The 16,617-nt window shown below is 43.9% G+C and carries 9 protein-coding genes and 1 pseudogene; 8 read left to right on the top strand and 2 right to left on the bottom strand.

The annotated features are described in order from the left end of the window. Nucleotides 1–441: 441 nt before the first annotated feature. From ACFOU2_RS11090 to ACFOU2_RS11120, 7 genes and pseudogenes are all read left to right on the top strand, one after another. Nucleotides 442–1,968: an NCS1 family nucleobase:cation symporter-1 gene (locus tag ACFOU2_RS11090; protein ID WP_377915062.1), complete on the top strand. Its 1,527-nt coding sequence runs from the start codon at nucleotides 442–444 to the stop codon at nucleotides 1,966–1,968. A 200-nt stretch (nucleotides 1,969–2,168) separates the two neighbouring features. Next, a complete protein-coding gene (locus tag ACFOU2_RS11095; RefSeq protein WP_377915064.1) occupies nucleotides 2,169–2,582 on the top strand; it encodes a phosphatase PAP2 family protein in 414 nt (137 codons plus the stop codon). Nucleotides 2,583–2,874: 292 nt separating this feature from the next. Next, nucleotides 2,875–3,030, top strand: a pseudogene (locus ACFOU2_RS11100) (heterocycloanthracin/sonorensin family bacteriocin); the annotation flags it as partial. Next, nucleotides 2,969–3,232, top strand: coding sequence for a hypothetical protein (locus tag ACFOU2_RS11105; protein WP_377915066.1), 264 nt, complete (start codon nucleotides 2,969–2,971; stop codon nucleotides 3,230–3,232). The pseudogene ACFOU2_RS11100 and the gene ACFOU2_RS11105, both read left to right, overlap by 62 nt. Before the next feature lie 108 nt (nucleotides 3,233–3,340). Continuing rightward, nucleotides 3,341–5,305 carry a putative thiazole-containing bacteriocin maturation protein gene (locus ACFOU2_RS11110; RefSeq protein ID WP_377915068.1) on the top strand — a complete coding sequence of 655 codons (1,965 nt, stop codon included), beginning with the start codon at nucleotides 3,341–3,343 and terminating at the stop codon, nucleotides 5,303–5,305. Further along, a complete protein-coding gene (locus ACFOU2_RS11115) occupies nucleotides 5,302–7,245 on the top strand; it encodes a TOMM precursor leader peptide-binding protein (protein WP_377915070.1) in 1,944 nt (647 codons plus the stop codon). The genes ACFOU2_RS11110 and ACFOU2_RS11115 overlap by 4 nt, the downstream gene beginning before the upstream one ends. Nucleotides 7,246–7,267: 22 nt before the next feature. Then, entirely contained in the window at nucleotides 7,268–8,845 is a 1,578-nt protein-coding gene (locus tag ACFOU2_RS11120; RefSeq protein WP_377915072.1) for a SagB family peptide dehydrogenase, read from the top strand. Between the two features lie 633 nt (nucleotides 8,846–9,478). Here ACFOU2_RS11120 and ACFOU2_RS11125 read toward each other — a convergent pair. Together ACFOU2_RS11125 and ACFOU2_RS11130 are read right to left on the bottom strand one after the other, a co-directional pair. After that, nucleotides 9,479–11,593 (bottom strand): RNA degradosome polyphosphate kinase, encoded by a 2,115-nt coding sequence (locus tag ACFOU2_RS11125; protein ID WP_377915106.1) that lies wholly within the window; start codon nucleotides 11,591–11,593, stop codon nucleotides 9,479–9,481. A gap of 213 nt (nucleotides 11,594–11,806) precedes the next feature. After that, nucleotides 11,807–12,178, bottom strand: coding sequence for a hypothetical protein (locus ACFOU2_RS11130; protein WP_377915074.1), 372 nt, complete (start codon nucleotides 12,176–12,178; stop codon nucleotides 11,807–11,809). Between the two features lie 175 nt (nucleotides 12,179–12,353). Between ACFOU2_RS11130 and ACFOU2_RS11135 the strand changes: the two genes are divergently transcribed. Beyond that, a complete protein-coding gene (locus tag ACFOU2_RS11135; RefSeq protein ID WP_377915108.1) occupies nucleotides 12,354–16,565 on the top strand; it encodes a cation-translocating P-type ATPase in 4,212 nt (1,403 codons plus the stop codon). The last annotated feature ends 52 nt before the right edge of the window (nucleotides 16,566–16,617 follow it).

Genomic DNA, 16,617 nt, shown 5'->3' on the forward strand with positions numbered 1-16,617 from the left:
GAATTAATCAATATTGCAGTTGCAGATAACCAACACTGTGGATGGTTAGGGAAGTAGTTAGTGTTGGATTCAGTTCAAAATGCCATGCCGGTTCTATGTTTTGATCAAATGCTTATTGCATCAGAGCCTATTTTTGTTATAACTCTACAAAATATATAAAAAACGATATAAATAGTTTTACATTTTGTCTAATGAATGGGTTTATCTCATTATATATAATTATATATAGTTAGTATTCGTAACACCAAAGAATGGATTTAACGAAGGTAAAGTGGTTGAAGTGCATAAAGCCAAAATCAAGCGAAGTCATCATCGGAGAAATAGATAAACGGCTCATCTGAGAAGTACTCGATGCAATGCATGGCAGCTTTATCGAAATCGTCGTCTTGAAACATACATGAGACTTCAAATGGTTTAGTCTACTAAAAAGGGGGCTTGTTAATGAAAACGCAGGTTGAACAAAATGGTATTATAACCCTAACAGAAGAAATGACTAAGAGGTTGAGTGAAAGTGAATTGTGGAATGATGATTTACGACCAACAACACTCAAGGAACATTCGTGGAAGGGCCTAAACTTCGCTACTTTGTGGATTGGGATGTGTTTATGTATCCCGGCTTACACCATGGCCAGTGGTATGATTACTCTAGGCATGAGCTGGTGGCAGGCAATTGGAACTATTTTTCTCGGCAATGTTATTGTCCTTATCCCGATTTTATTAAATTCACATGCCGGAACAAAATTTGGAATTCCATATCCTGTTTTTGCACGGCTTTGGTTCGGAGATAAAGGAGCACACATTCCGGCTTTAGCCCGCGCAATTGTAGCCGCTGGATGGTTTGGAATTAATACGTGGATTGGAACAGGTGCAATTGATACATTGTTAACAGCCTCATTCTCTGCCTGGGAAAACTTACCCGGACATACAGCCATCGTATTTGCCTTGTTTTGGGCACTGAATGTAGGGGTTGCTTATAAAGGCCCCGAAGCCATTAAAAAACTAGGTTCAATTGCTGCTCCTGTAGTAGGCATCTCTTCGATTATTCTTCTCGTCTGGGCATTCACTCAGTCGGGAGGTTGGGGCCCCATTTTAGAGACACCATCTAAATTCAAAACGACTGGTGAGTTTTTAAAAGTATTTTTCCCAACTCTAACAGGTGTTATCGCTTTCTGGGCTACACTCGCTTTAAATATTCCTGACTTTTGTCGTTACGCTAAAAGTCAGAAATCGCAAATGGTTGCTCAAAGCTTCTCTCTCCCAATTACAATGACCGTCTTTTCTTTCATTGGAATAGCAGTCACATCAGCGACTATAGTCATCTTCGGCCAAGCGATTTGGGATCCAGTACAGCTAATTGCTAAGTTCCCGCCATTTGTTATCTTTTTGGGAACAGTTGTGATTGTTATTTCTTCCCTAACCATTAACGTTGGGGCTAACGTTGTAGCCCCCGCCCGTGCCATTGAGAATTTATACCCGAAACGTATTACGTTTGCAATGGGTGCTCTCATTACCGGGATATTTGCCATCTTGCTGCAGCCATGGTATATCATGTCCAACTTTGGAAACTATATATTTGGTTGGCTTGGGACATATGCGGCTTTACTTGGTCCGATTGATGGCATTGCTATTGCCGACTACTGGCTTGTTCGACGGAAACAAATGGATCTTAAAGAGTTATATGAACCCAACGGCCGTTACAGTTACACGACCGGATTTAATAAAAACGGAATTTATGCTCTTGTGATCGGTGTAGTCATCCCTGTACTAGGCTTACTAATTCCAGGTCTTGGCTTTCTCTGGGATAATGCTTGGACTCTCGGATTATTTATTTCTATTGCTGTCTATACCTATTTAATGAAAGGTGACAAAAGCGTTCTAAGAGAAGGTGAATACGAGAAGATGACTATTATAGAAAATTTCCCTCATGATATCAAAAGAAAACCGATAGAAACAGAACTTACAAAATAGCACAGGCAGGATAGCTAGGGAATATAGAAAGTTAGCTTTCGTTAACTCTAAAATGTTATATCCTAATGTGGAATGTGATGCAAATTGACAGGGTAGAGGCCGCCCACTTTGAACCCAGTCGGAATCATACTTTAAAACCTTTGATATGACTGAATTTAACGCTATCTGCTTATCCTTTAATTAGGTAAAGCAGATAGCGTTTGTCACTTTTTATGCGAATATTTCATCAAGCTGTCCTGTTATTCCGTCCTCATCAGGCATTAAAACAGTTTTTTCACCGTACCCGTCCGGATTTACATCGACTGATTGAGATAGAGGGTTACAGTTTTCCAAGCGGTCATGCGATGAGTGCATGTACTGTTTATGGTATGCTCTCATTTCTGTTATGGCGTCATATTCCTACCCGGTGGGGGCGCGGTATCTTGATTCTCATCAGCATCACGATGATTCTCACGATTGGAATGAGCCGCATTTATCTAGGCGTACATTATCCCAGTGATATCATCGGCGGCTACTTTGCTAGTGGATTTTGGCTTGCAATGGCCATTTGGTTCTACCAGCGATATCAAGAAAAACGTGATAAACGGAAACAGATTAGCGGAAGTAAAGGGTGAAACGGTTGTGTCAATTTATCCGAACTTGGCACACAAAGAGTAATGTGATCATCCTGTTTTCGTTTTGGACGGTTCTACGAGGACCCAATAAAAATAGGCATTTGAATCAGTAACAATACCCAATCATCGTTCATATTTTGTTGGGGAAAGTACTTGAAGTATTGGTGGATTCACCTGTTACACAGTGTTTTTCTGATAATGTTGTTCTATTCCCGTTCCATGTTACTGGCACACCTTATTAATTTAAATTACGGAGGCTATGAGAATGAATAATTTCCAAAATGAGCTTCAAATGTTGAATGTTGGCGATTTCCAGGCGAGCGAGGTAGTTCCTTGGGACCAAAACCAGTACTATATGGATTCGTCCCGGCAACTCGGTGGTTTCGGTGGCTGTTTCGGCGGTGGTTTCGGTATCGGTGGTTGCTTCGGTAGTTGTTTTGGTTGTTTTAGCTGTTTCCGCTGCTTTAGTTGTTTTCGATGCCATAACTGCTTTAGTTGCTCTAATTGCGGCGGCCGTTGCGGCGGCGGTCGTTGTGGCGGTGGCGGCCGTTGCGGCGGTGGCGGCCGTTGCGGCGGTTAATCGTTCTAGTTTTCTAACGAAAACCGTGGCTGCTAAGGAGAAGAAAATGCCCCTGCCTGAGTTGTTGTAGGGGCCCTTCACTATAAGATTAGACATAAGAGACAAATTGCGGTACATAGGATTATAGTGAAAGTGATAATGCGGATTTGAGAACAGCTCACGGGTAAGGAGGAGCGGGATGACAAATTTAACCCCTTCTATGCGTCTGAAAGTGAAAAGGGATACGTTTTTTCTCCCTGATCCAAACAGCGGTGTGTATTTTCGGAACAACTTAAGTTCGTTCCGTATGGAAGGCAGTTCGATCGAGCAGTGGGTTGAAAAGCTGATACCGATGTTCAACGGGGAATACACGTTGAGGGATTTGACAGACGGATTGCCGGGCCCATACCGGGATCGGGTGTATGAAATTGCGGAAGTGCTGTATCGAAACGGATTTGTTCGGGATGTGAGCCAAGACCGGCCGCATCAATTGGCGGATCGGGTTCTTAAAAAGCATGCTTCCCAAATTGAATTTTTGGACAGTTTCGGCGATTCAGGTGCGTACCGTTTTCAAGCCTATCGCCAGGCCAAAGTGTTGGCAGTCGGCTCTGGTCCTTTTTTTGTTTCGGTGGTTTCAGCGTTGATTGAATCCGGATTGCCAAAATTCCATGTGCTAATCACAGACTCGGTACCGACCAATAGGCGTCGGTTGACGGAACTGGTGGTACATGTCCGTAAAACAGATCCCGAGGTGGCGGTAGAGGAAATCACACTAAAGAAGGAGGGGGTGAGTTCTTGGCGGGAGATTGTGCAGCCGTTTCATTCGATTTTGTATGTGTCACATGAGGGTGATGTAGAGGAACTGCGGGTTCTTCATGCGGTTTGCAGGGAAGAGAAGAAGGTGTTACTTCCCGCTATATGTCTACAGCAGGTGGGTCTAGCGGGTCCGTTAGTGCATCCGGACTCTGAGGGCTGCTGGGAGTCTATGTGGCGCCGTATACATCAATCAGTGCTTTGCAAAGGCCGGCAGTTGTCTGCCTTCTCTTCCACAGCAGGAGCGATGTTGGCCAATGTGATTGTGTTTGAATTGTTTAAAGAGGTTACAGGAATGACCGAATCAGAACAGAAAAATCGATTTTTCCTGCTCAATCTGGATACGTTGGAAGGAAACTGGCATTCGTTCATGCCTCACCCGCTCGTGATTGGACGTACATCGGCTGAATGGATTGAAGATTTCGATGTACGGATTGAACAAGGCTTGCGCAGAGGTGAACCGGGTGAATTGCTTCTTTATTTCAGCCAGCTGACATCAGAGGTATCAGGGATTTTCCATATTTGGGAGGAGGGGGACTTAAAGCAGCTGCCGTTGGCTCAATGCCGTGTTCAGGCAGTCGACCCGTTGTCGGAGGGACCGGCTAGGCTGCTGCCGGACATTGTCTGTACAGGTTTGACGCATGAGGAGGCACGGAGAGAGGCAGGTTTGGCCGGGATTGAAGCATATATATCGCAAATGGTCGGTCTGCTCGTTACGACTCTACCTCCTTATCAGGAAGCAGAGGGTAGTATGATAGAAACGCAGGAATTTGTCGGTGTCGGAGCGGGGGAAACGTTTGCGGAAGGAGTTTGCCGCGGGTTGCAAAAGTGTTTGGCCGAAGAGCTGAGCAAGCAACAGGTCGAACAGAAGAATGTTGTCTCTCAAGTGCAGTTGAGCGCAGTAGAAGATGAACGCTGCCAGTTTTATTTGCAGGCCCTGACCACGATGCAGGGAGCGCCGGTAATCGGCTTGGGAGAGGAAGTGTCCGGCTTCCCTGTGGTATGGGTCAGTACGAACGGCCGCTGGTATGGCAGTGTAGGTTTAAATACAACAATGGCGTTGCGGAATGCGTTACAACAGGCGCTTATGAAAGTACAAAACGAAGCGGATTGCCTCAAGATGCAAACGTTGGAAGTTTCGTCCGTGCTTTTGGAAGAAGGGGTGCCGCTAAACCTTGTGATTCCGGTGTGTGAAGAGGCGACACAATCTGAGGTTTTGCGGTCCGCTATGCAAGTCTTGGAACGGAATCATAAGCGGCTCTTGGTCTTCGAACTAGCGCTGGAACCATTTTTGAAAGAGGAACCGGTAGGGGTATTTGGTGTGTTGTTAAGAGAGGAGGAATCCCGGTGAGTGCTGTCGTCGCGGTTGTCGGAGAAGGATTGTTGGAGGACCTTGTTTGCGAAGAACTGTCCGCCCAATATCAGGTAGTTCGTCATACCGATTTCAAGGGAGGAGTACCGGAAGCGACTGATTTGGTTCTGATGTTGCACGATGCCTGGAATCCCTCCGTTCATCAAAAGGCGGAAGAGGTGTTACGGCCAACCGGCATCCCCTGGCTGCGAGGCTTCGTTTCATTTGGCGAGGGCGTGGTCGGGCCGCTGGTTCGCCCGGATACGCCGGGGTGCTCCCAGTGTGCGGAAATAAGACGCCTTATGGCAGGACGCGACCGTAAAGAAATGTGGGAGATCCAACAGAGGCTGGCAGCGCGCGGAGAAATGCCGCGTGACGCATGGGCATCGCGCACGGGACTTTTGCAGATGGCCCACCTGATCGGGGCCGAGGTACAGAGGGTAGTGCAAGGTGATCAGGCTCACTCAGAAGGACGGGTATTTTTAATCAATCTGAAAACACTGAAGAGTTCATGGCATTCCTTTCTGCCCGATCCGTTGTGTCCGGCTTGCAGTCGATTACCCGACGATTCACCGACAGCGGCCCGAATTTCGCTGCAACCAAGCCCGAAGATCGGCACCGACAGTTACCGCTGCCGTTCGATGGATGATCTGAATAAAGTTCTAGTCAAAGACTATCTGGATCAGCGGACTGGCTTTTTGAATGGTAAAATGTATGACCTCGTGCCGCCATTTGCCGATGTAAGTATCAATCTGCCTTTGTTCACGGGGGACGAGGGAGCAGCAGGCCGGACTCATTCATACGCGGTAAGTGAGTTGACTGCCATTTTGGAGGGGTTGGAGCGGTATTGCGGTCTAGAGCCCCGCGGCAAACGGACAGTGATTCATGATAGTTTCCGCAATCTGGAAGATCAAGCGCTCAATCCTATCAAGGTAGGCGTGCATGCAAAGGAACAGTATGCGCGGCCTGGTTTTCCATTTAAACAGTTTGATCCTGATTGCCCAATCAATTGGGTATGGGGCTATTCGTTTTTGCAAGAACGTCCCATTCTGGTTCCAGAGCTGCTTGCCTATTACAGCTTGGGCTGCGGGAAGGGATTTGTCTATGAAACTTCCAACGGATGTGCGTTAGGCGGAAGTTTGGAGGAGGCCATTTTCTACGGTATTTTGGAAGTGGTGGAGCGTGATTCGTTCCTGATGACTTGGTACGCGCAGCTGACCCTCCCGCGTCTTGACCCTTATTCCGCTAACGACCAAGAATTGCAGTTGATGGTCGACCGCGTGCGGGCGGTGGGGGGATATGATCTGTATTTGTTTAACTCGACGATGGAGCACGGCATTCCAAGTGTTTGGGCGTTGGCGAAAAACAGGAAGCAAAAGGGATTGAATATCATCTGTGCGGCCGGAGCTCATCTGGATCCGGTACGGGCGGTGAAAAGCGCGGTTTACGAGTTGGCTGGAATGATGCTGACGCTTGACGAGAAATTCGAGGCGAACCAGGAGGAGTATGTGCGAATGCTGCAAGATTCTTCCCTGGTGCAGAAGATGGATGATCACGGAATGCTGTACGGTTTGCCCCAAGCAGAGGAGCGCCTGCGGTTTTTGCTGGACGATAATCGTCCGTTGCGAACGTTTGAGGAGGAATTCAAGTGGAAGGCGAGAAATAAAGACCTGACCGATGATCTCAAGGACATTCTTCAGGTGTTTCGTCGATTGGACCTCGATGTGATTGTGGTGGACCAGACGACACCGGAAACCATACGAAACGGACTGTATTGCGTGAAGGTGTTGATCCCGGGGATGCTGCCGATGACATTCGGGCATCACCTTACTCGTGTAACAGGGCTGGAGAGGGTACTCAGGGTACCAATGGAACTCGGGTATGCGAAACAACCGCTGACACTTGAACAGCTCAATCCACATCCGCATCCGTTTCCATAAGCGGTGACTAGGAGGTAGGAGGATGAGTCTAGAGGAGTTTCTGCACCATTTACATTTCGACATTGACAAGGCAAGCCCGCCGGACTGGGAGGTGGATTGGGAAGATGCACCGCTTGCGTATAAGCTCTACCGTGGCTTGCCTGCTATTCCGCTTTCTCCGGAAGTGCCGCTGACGCTTGACGAACGGGAGACACACGCAAAGCCTGACCTTCGCAGAATCGGTCATTTTCTCTGGTATGTATTCGGCCTTACTCAATGTTGCCAGTCAGTCTTTACCTTGAATTCCACAGAACAATCGGCGGACCTAATGCAGTCGTATCGGCGGTTTGCTCCTTCCGGTGGAGCGTTGTATCCAAACGAATTGTACGTGTATCTGAAGATGGAGGATTTGCCTGCTGGAGTGTACCATTATGATGTGGCACACCACCGCTTGGTGTTGTTGCGAGAAGGCAATTTTGATTCATATATAGCCCGGGCTCTTGGTAATCGCTGTGACATGTCCGCTTGTTTTGGTACCGTTTTTGTGTCGACAATGTTTTGGAAAAATTTCTTTAAATACAATAACTTTGCCTACCGTCTGCAAGGGTTGGATGCTGGTGTGCTGATTGGACAGTTACTGGAAGTGGCGAAACGGTTTGGCTTCGCATCGGGGGTGTACTTCCAATTTCTTGATCGGGCCATCAACCATCTGCTCGGGCTATCCGAACAGGAGGAGAGCGTGTATGCGGTTATCCCGCTATCGGTGGAACCTACAATCTGGTTTGCTAACGGAAGTGATATAGGCGGGATTGTCTCTGCCGCCGAATTGTGCCGGGAGTTGACCGCGATTCAGTATCAGCACTACGTCCGGTCACGGAGGGTCAAAGAATATCCGATGTTAACCAAGATGAATGAAGCGTCCATGCTGGAATCAACGGAATCATTTCGACAGATCAAGGCGACGGAGAGTATGAATTGTGAGGGTCAAGCGGTAGCTCTGCCTCACGTGAAGCGGTTGTCGTATGATCTGGCGTCAGTCTGCCGAAAGCGATATTCACCGGACATGGATTTCGTTTTGGGAAAGGTAAGTCAAACGCAACTGGCCGCTCTGCTGCAGGAGGCGACGGCTTCCTTCTCGTATCGAAATGATTTGGATGGTGCACATAAGAAGCACGAGCCCCGTGTCTCACTGTATGGCTGTTTGTATAATGTTGAAGGCATTCCGGATGGTGCTTATCATTATGACAGCACTGCTCATGCGTTGCGACAGGTATATCTCGGAGATCATCGACTCCGGTTGCAATACGGAATGTCTCTAGATAATGTAAATTTGTTCCAAGTACCGCTCTGCCTGCATGTGGCAGGGGATAAGGATCACTTCAAAACGGGACTGGGGTACAGAGGATATCGCATCCAACAAATGGAAGCGGGTATGCTCGTGCAACGATTACTGTTAGCGACGTCAGCCATCGGGATGGGGGGGCACCCGCTCCTCGGGTTTGATGCGAACTTGTGTGATGAGATTTACAAAATGGATCCACAAGGAAAAACCAGCCTCATCCAAATCCCGATCGGTCCCTATCGACATCGCCCTTGGTTGAGGGGAAGTTTGCATAGCTAAGTAAGATAAGAATGAGATTAGGTGAAATTAGACGATTTAACGAAAGAAGCAATCTTTATATAATATAATTTGTTGAGACTAGGCGATAGTAGATGAGATGAGTGCATCTATATAAATTCACATAAATCATTTGACATAAATAAAAAGCATTTATGTCAAATCCTTTGTAAGCCCGTTCAAGATGAAAAAAAAGAAAGGCGCAACGCAAATAGAAGAAAAACCGGTGACAGAGGTTAAAAAATTAAGTGGGAATTATATAAATTGACAGGGGAGAGGCCGCTCGCTTTGAACCCGGTCGGAATCGTATATGACCGAAAAAGAGAGTGGACCCGTCATGAAAATTCGGCAAAATCAGAGGATTCCATGACGGGTCCTTTCAGTAAAGATCAACTTTTATCATTAATTCGAGACTTATGGGACACCCTCCTGCAATGAGCCGTCATGAAAAATCCAAGAAAATCACGGATTTCAGTCACGTTTCATCGCAGAAAAAATAGATGGTTGTCCTTCCCTGAAGGCTTTGGGGTCAGCCCCTTTTTTTGTAAGGAAAGCGGCTTGACGATTTAATCCCTCATTTAATGGAGTCTGCCTTTTGCTGGACCATAGCTACAGCTCCGTATTCTCTTTATTTTTTTATTTTTTTGTTGCATGGTATATCATCTTGTATATTTCTAGTTGACTATTGATCATCGGTTCCTGTTCTGTCCGTTTTACGTAATGATAATTTCCTTCAGGATCTTGTTCACGGGCTTTTACATTATCCGCCAACATCACCGATAGCCAATCGTGGATTCTCTCCTTTAAGTGGTCATCCAAAATTGGAAATAAAATTTCTACACGATTCTCCATGTTTCGTGTCATCATATCAGCAGATGATAAAAAGGTTTTTTCTTCACCATTATGATGAAAATAATAAATACGGCCATGTTCTAAAAAGCGTCCAACAATACTGCGCACTTTAATATTCTCGCTTACCCCCTTAATACCGGGTCTCAAACAACAAATGCCCCGTATAATTAAGTCGATTTTCACACCGGCATTTGAAGCTTCATACAGCTTCAAGATTAACGTTTTGTCTGTTAATGCATTCATTTTGGCAATAATACGGCCATTTTGATGTTTTTTATGAAAGGCGATTTCTTGATCGATTAATGAAATAAAAGCTTTGCGAATATCGAATGGTCCTACTGATAAATGGTGATATGCTGGTTTTTCAGTATAAACGCTTAAAAAATTAAAGAAGTTTGTAGCATCAATACCTATTTGTCTATTCGATGTAATTAAGCCTAAATCTGTATAAATTTTTGCTGTTGCATCATTATAGTTTCCTGTCCCTAAATGGACAAAACGTTCAATCCGTCTGTTTTTACGACGAACAACGAGTGTGATTTTACTATGTGTTTTTAAATGGGTGATTCCATAAATAACATGGCAGCCGGCTTGTTCAAGCTCTTTTGCCCAATGTACATTATTCTCTTCATCAAATCGGGCTTTTAACTCAACAAGAACTGTAACTTGCTTTCCGTTTTCTGCCGCACGTTTTAATGCTCTAATAATGGGGGAGTGACCGCTCACACGATACAATGTTTGCTTAATAGCCAAAACATCCGGATCGTCCGCAGCCCCAGATACAAAATCGATGACCGGTTCAAATGATTCATATGGATGATGAAGTAATATGTCTTGTGCTAATGCTTTCTCAAAAATATCTTCGTTGGCCGCTAAATCTTTCGGAGGCTGAGGAATCAGTCTTTCATCAACAAGGTGTTCATGTGTTGTTTCAATACATTTATAAAATGAAAACAAAAATGTTAAATCAAGCGGACCATCAATGATATATGTATCTTTTTCATGAATTTCAAGCTCTTCTTGCAAATATTCCAGTATATTTTGATCGTAATTGCGACCATCTATTTCAAGTCGAATTTCAGCACCCCATTTTCGTTTCTTTAATTCTTTTTCAATCTCCCGAAGCAAATCACATGCTCCTTCTTCATGAATGGTCAGATCTGCGTTTCTTGTAATGCGAAATGGTGTAACACTTTTAACCATATACCCTTTAAAAAATTTATGGATAAAATAAGTAATGACGTCTTCAAGTAAGATAAATGTTCTCGTCTGGAGCTTAGTTGGTAACTCCACATAACGATTTAACACGGCAGGAACCTGTACAATGACCAGCTTGCCGTTTGATTGACCAATTTGAATGCTTTCTTCTGTATTTTCTTCAATAACAATCGCCAGGTTTAAACTTCTATTCAATAACAATGGAAATGCACGATACGCATCAATGGCCATCGGAGTCAAAACGGGGAAAATTTGTTCATTAAAATATGTTTCTGAAAATGAAATCTGGTCCTCGCTTGCTTGCTCAATCGAGATAATGGAAACGCCTTCAGCTTCTAACCTGGGCAGAAGAGGTTTGTTATATGTCTGGTATTGTAATTCAACCAACCCATGTGTTTTTTTGGAGATAAGCGATAATTGTTCTTTCGGAGTCAAGCCGGCTTTATTGTCCGGTTTATTAAACCCTGCTTTGACTTGATCTTTTAATCCGGCCACACGGACCATAAAGAATTCATCTAAATTTGAGCTGAATATTGCAAGAAACTTAAACCGTTCCAGCAAAGGATTTTCTTCATCCATTGCCTCTTCTAACACGCGTTGATTAAACGCTAACCAGCTCAACTCACGATTGTTATAATTGACGGGATTTTCCAAATGTTTTGTATCGGCCGTTGTATTCATTATTTCCACTGTAAACGCCCACCTTAAAAGAAAATATCATAATTAAAACATGTCCAATATGTTCTAGATTTATTACTCAATTCAACATGGACATTAACAAACGGAAACGAGCCTCGATCATAACGAGGCCCGTTTTTTCTGCGTTTACATTAATTGCTGTCCTATTTCATTTTATTTATGTTTAATGGATGGAGCATTTAAGACTTTAAACGCCTAAAACTGTTCGACTGGCTTATTTGTATTCTCTTCTTTAAACAAATGACTAAATGTCTGCTTCGTTTTTTCAGCAGCTTGTTTTGTTTTTTCGATTCCTTCTTCTACTCCTTTTTTCATGGTTTCGGACACATCAGAAACCATCATCATTTCTTTTTCGGCTTTTGCTTCCTCTACAATCGTACCAAGCTGTTTCCTTACACCAGTTGTTAAATCTTTCACTTGATCTCCTAACGCAAGGACTGCTCCTGCTCCTTTTACTAACAATCTCCGTGTTCCCTTTCTTGCTCCTGGTGAAAGTGCCAGAACGATCGTCGCAGATGCGATGACTAGTCCCATTGGATTATTTAAAGAAAAGAGTTTTTTAAACACGACTATACCTCCTTACATTTGTATGTAAACCCTAGCCAAGATATTAGACTCTTTATTTTTTCTAGTCTTTCATCAAAAGTTTTTTTAATGCCTGTATAGAACTGGGAATTTTGTCTAAGATATATCGTATGTGAAAAACGATAGACATAGAAAGGGGGGAGCAGATTTGGAAGCAATGGCCTTTAAAAAGAGATCATGTCATGTCCTTCCGGGAAGGTTGCGATTCGAACTTTTTGGACTGAAAAATAACATCGAGATTGCGAAAAAGTTTGAACTCATTTTTTCTTCCATAGAAGGTGTTACATATGTAAGGGCAAATTGGAACACAGGCAAAGTACTCATCCTATTCGATGAACAAAGAACCAGCGTTGCCATTCTTACTTTATACATAAAAAAAGTGGAAGAAGTGTTATTCAAGAAACAATTTGAACAACTGAACGAACAAAATGAAATTGAGGCTAAGGAAGAACATGTATATAAAGAAGTAGCTGCGATGGCTGAACCAACTGTGAACTCTTCTTATTTTGAAGTGATGCCATACGCCCCAAAAACACAAACAGACGATGAAAGAGTTCCGTTGCCTCTTGCCTTGTCTGTTACAGGCCTTGGCGCTTTAGGAATGAAACAGTTATTTGTGGGGCGGTCTGCCTTGGCAAGACACCCGTTGCCTTTTTATGCAAGCAGCTTTATCGCCGTTTCTACTGGCTATCCTTTCATAAAAAGAGGTTTGCAGAAATTGGAGCGAAACAAAAAGTTAAATATTGATTTATTGTTCGGAGCTAGCTCGTTAGCCTTGGCACTCATTCGTGAAAACCTTATTGTTTTAGCCGGAATCAGTGTTTTGCAATTTTTAAATTGGAAAAGAAAACGGGAACACCATGACATATTGGATCAACCTTATGTATCTCCTAAAGTTGAAAGATACAGCAAACGAATGAGCAGGCTTGGTCTAGCTGCAGCTGGCATCAGCTTAGCTGTGTCGCGTAATCCATTATCAGCATTAGCGATTTTATTAGCAGTAAACCCTCGTCCTGTTTTAACTTCAACAGAGTATACATGGAAACAAGCCGAATACATGGCAAAGGAAACAAAACAATACATCCCGGAAAATGGGTCAATCTATCAATTATCGCAAACAAAGGCGATTGTTTTTGATGATGCTTCCTTGATTGTTTCGGACGGAAACGTAAATCAACATTGTGATACGCTTTTTAAAAGTGTGAAGCATGGAACAAAGATTTCGATATTAAAAAACAAGAAAAATGTAGATATCGGTCTATTAGCACAATATTTACAACAGCAGTATAACTTGCACTTAGCTGAAATTGATGATTCATTCCCAAGACAACGGGAGGAAGTCTTATTTATTTCAAAAGATTTAATTTCGGAAGATAAGGTGGTTTCGTATTATCCAACTGTAAAATTATCAAAGTTGCCAGAGCTTATAAAAAGCTATCAATATGCAAAAGAAATCGACCATATGGTTGAAAACAATCTGAAAATAACTTCCATATGGAATGTTGCAGGCGCCGTAATCGCTGCTCCTTTACTTGTTAGTGCACCAGTTATTAATTTAATGGCTGATGCGCTTACTTTATCGTTCTTAACAAAATCCAAACGACGGACAGAACAATATTTTGCAAAGGATCAGCAGCTGCAGCAAAAACAGCCTATAACAAGTAGACATCCTAATATTGCATGGCATGCTATAAATGAACAAGAGGTTATTCGCCGTTTGCAAAGCCATACAATGAATGGATTAACAAATGAACAACATCAGCAAGCACTAAAAACATACGGCACAAACACGTTACGACCAAAAGAGCGGCCACATTGGCTAAAAAGCTATCTCGCTCAACTCAAAGAGTTTACAACTGTCATTTTAGGAACAACAGCTGTATTAAGCATGTTGACAGGACACTTATTTGATGGAATCACCATGTGCTCCATCCTCTTATTAAACGCAGGAATCGGCACATTACAAGAAAGAAAAGCTGAACGTGCTGTTGAAACGATGACACAGTTTGTCCCGCTGAGTTGCCATGTCGTCCGTGATGGGGGGAAAGTTGAAATCGACGCTGCCCAATTAGTACCTGGTGATATTGTTGAACTTGAAGCAGGCGACCGTATTCCAGCGGACCTTCGCATTGTTCAAGCATGGAATGCGGAAGTGGATGAATCTGCATTATCTGGTGAATCATTGCCGGTTCGCAAAACAGCAAGCGTTGTGGCAGAAGACGAATCGCTTTCAGATCGAACAAACATGCTGTTTATGGGGACAAACATGACGAGGGGCAAAGCAAGAGCAATTGTCGTGCAAACAGGCAATAGCACAGAGATGGGGCACCTTCTTGCATTGTTAAATACAGAAGAAGATCAAGAAACACCTCTGCAAAAACAAGTCACATCCATTAGCAAAACGTTTATGAAAGCTGCTCTTGCAGCTGGTGTAGTCGTATTTGCTGCGGGATTGCTGCGAGGAAAACCACTATCACAGATGGTTACATCCGCATTGGCTCTAACGGCGTCAGCGATTCCTGAAGGCTTGCCTGTCACAATCACGGTTGCCTTAACAGCAGGTATTTTTAGAATGTCCAAGAAAAAATCACTCGTTCGTAAACTGTCAGCGCTTGAAACGTTAGGCCGAACAACGGTGATTTGCTCTGATAAAACAGGTACACTAACAAAAAATGAAATGACCGTGAAAAAAGTTGCCACGATGAGCGATGAGTTTACGGTTTCTGGAGATGGCTATGCGCCGGAAGGAACAATTGTTCATACAGATGGCAAAGAAATATCATCAAAAGAGCTAGATAAGCTATTAAAAATTGGCCTATTATGCAGTAATACAACATTGCACTACGAGCATAATCGCTGGGACATTAAAGGTGACCCGACAGAAGGTGCCATTATGACATTGGCAGCGAAACGAAATGTTCGATTAGACAATCATGCGCATTGGACACGTATGCATGAAGTGCCGTTTGATTCTAGCACTGGCATGATGAGTGTTGTTTGTAAAGATGAAACAAATCACAAAGAATGTTATGTCATGGCAAAAGGATCGGTTGAAAAGATGTTACAACGCTGTACACATTATCAGAAAAACGGTAAGAAGCTTCCGTTAACAAGCAATATGCGTGAAAAAATTACGGCGCAAAACGAAGCCTATGCAAATGACTCGCTTCGCATACTTGCTTTTGCATATCGTCGTATCGATCATAACGAGCCATGCTTTGAAAACATCGATCAAGAGCTAGTATATGTCGGGATGGCTGGGATGATTGATCCGCCGAAAGCTGATGTCGAGCTTAGCATTCGAGAAGCAAAAAGACTCGGCATTAAGCCGTTTATGATTACAGGCGATCACCCGATTACAGCGATGGCAATTGCAAAGCAAATCGGTATTTGTAACGGCAGCAGTAAAGTCATTACAGGTCACGATTTAGACAAACTGTCAGATGAAGAGCTTGAAAACATCATGGATGATGTATGTATCTTTGCGCGCGTCACACCAGATCATAAGCTTCGCATTGTCACGACATTGCAAAAGCAAGGTCATGTTGTGACAATGACAGGTGACGGTGTCAACGACTCTCCTGCCATTAAAAAAGCCGATGTCGGTGTTGCGATGGGACAAACAGGCACACAAGTGACAAAAGAAACAGCTGATATTGTGTTGAAAGAAGACCATTTCGGTTCCATTGTTGAAGGTGTGAAAGAAGGCAGAACCATTATCAGTAATATTCGCAAAGCACTCGGCTGCTTATTAAGCGGTAACTTAGCGGAAATTCTCGTCACAAGCACAGCTGTTATTGCAGGTCTTCCACTGCCAATTGTGCCAATTCAAATTTTATTAATGAACTTAACTACAGATGCTTTGCCTGCAATGGTTCTTGCGGTGAATCCAGGAAACAAAACATCACAAGAAAAACGTCGGTCAATTGCAGATCGTACCCTTTACAAACAAGTTGTCGCACGAGGAACACTATTAGGCGTTGGCTCCCTTGCGTTATTCGCAACAAGCCTAGCTGCTGGTGCGTCTCTTGTAGTTGCTCAAACAACAGCATTTGCGACACTTGTTGCCGGCCAACTCGTCCAAACGTTCTCTTGGAGACAAACAGGATCAACTGAAACAGTTCGCGATTGGGCAAAAGATCGCTTCCTTGTGGGGGCATTAGGTGCTTCGTGGCTTGCACTGCTTGGAACGATTTACATTAGTCCATTAAGCGCCATCTTTAAAACAGTACCACTGCCGCTTATGAGTTGGCTGCCAATCTTAGCTGTTGCAGGAAGCTCAGCAATTGTTGCGAAACCTGTTGTACGCTTTTTAACAAGACCAACAAAACAGAAAGCGCTTCCTGCCAGCCATTTGGCTGCTGCATAAGTTCAGGAAAGATCCGTCTCACTTGATAAAGGAAACTTCCGTCGGTGGGGCC

This window comes from Bacillus songklensis, assembly GCF_042649685.1.
GTDB classification, from domain to species: domain Bacteria; phylum Bacillota; class Bacilli; order Bacillales; family Bacillaceae_H; genus Bacillus_BA; species Bacillus_BA songklensis.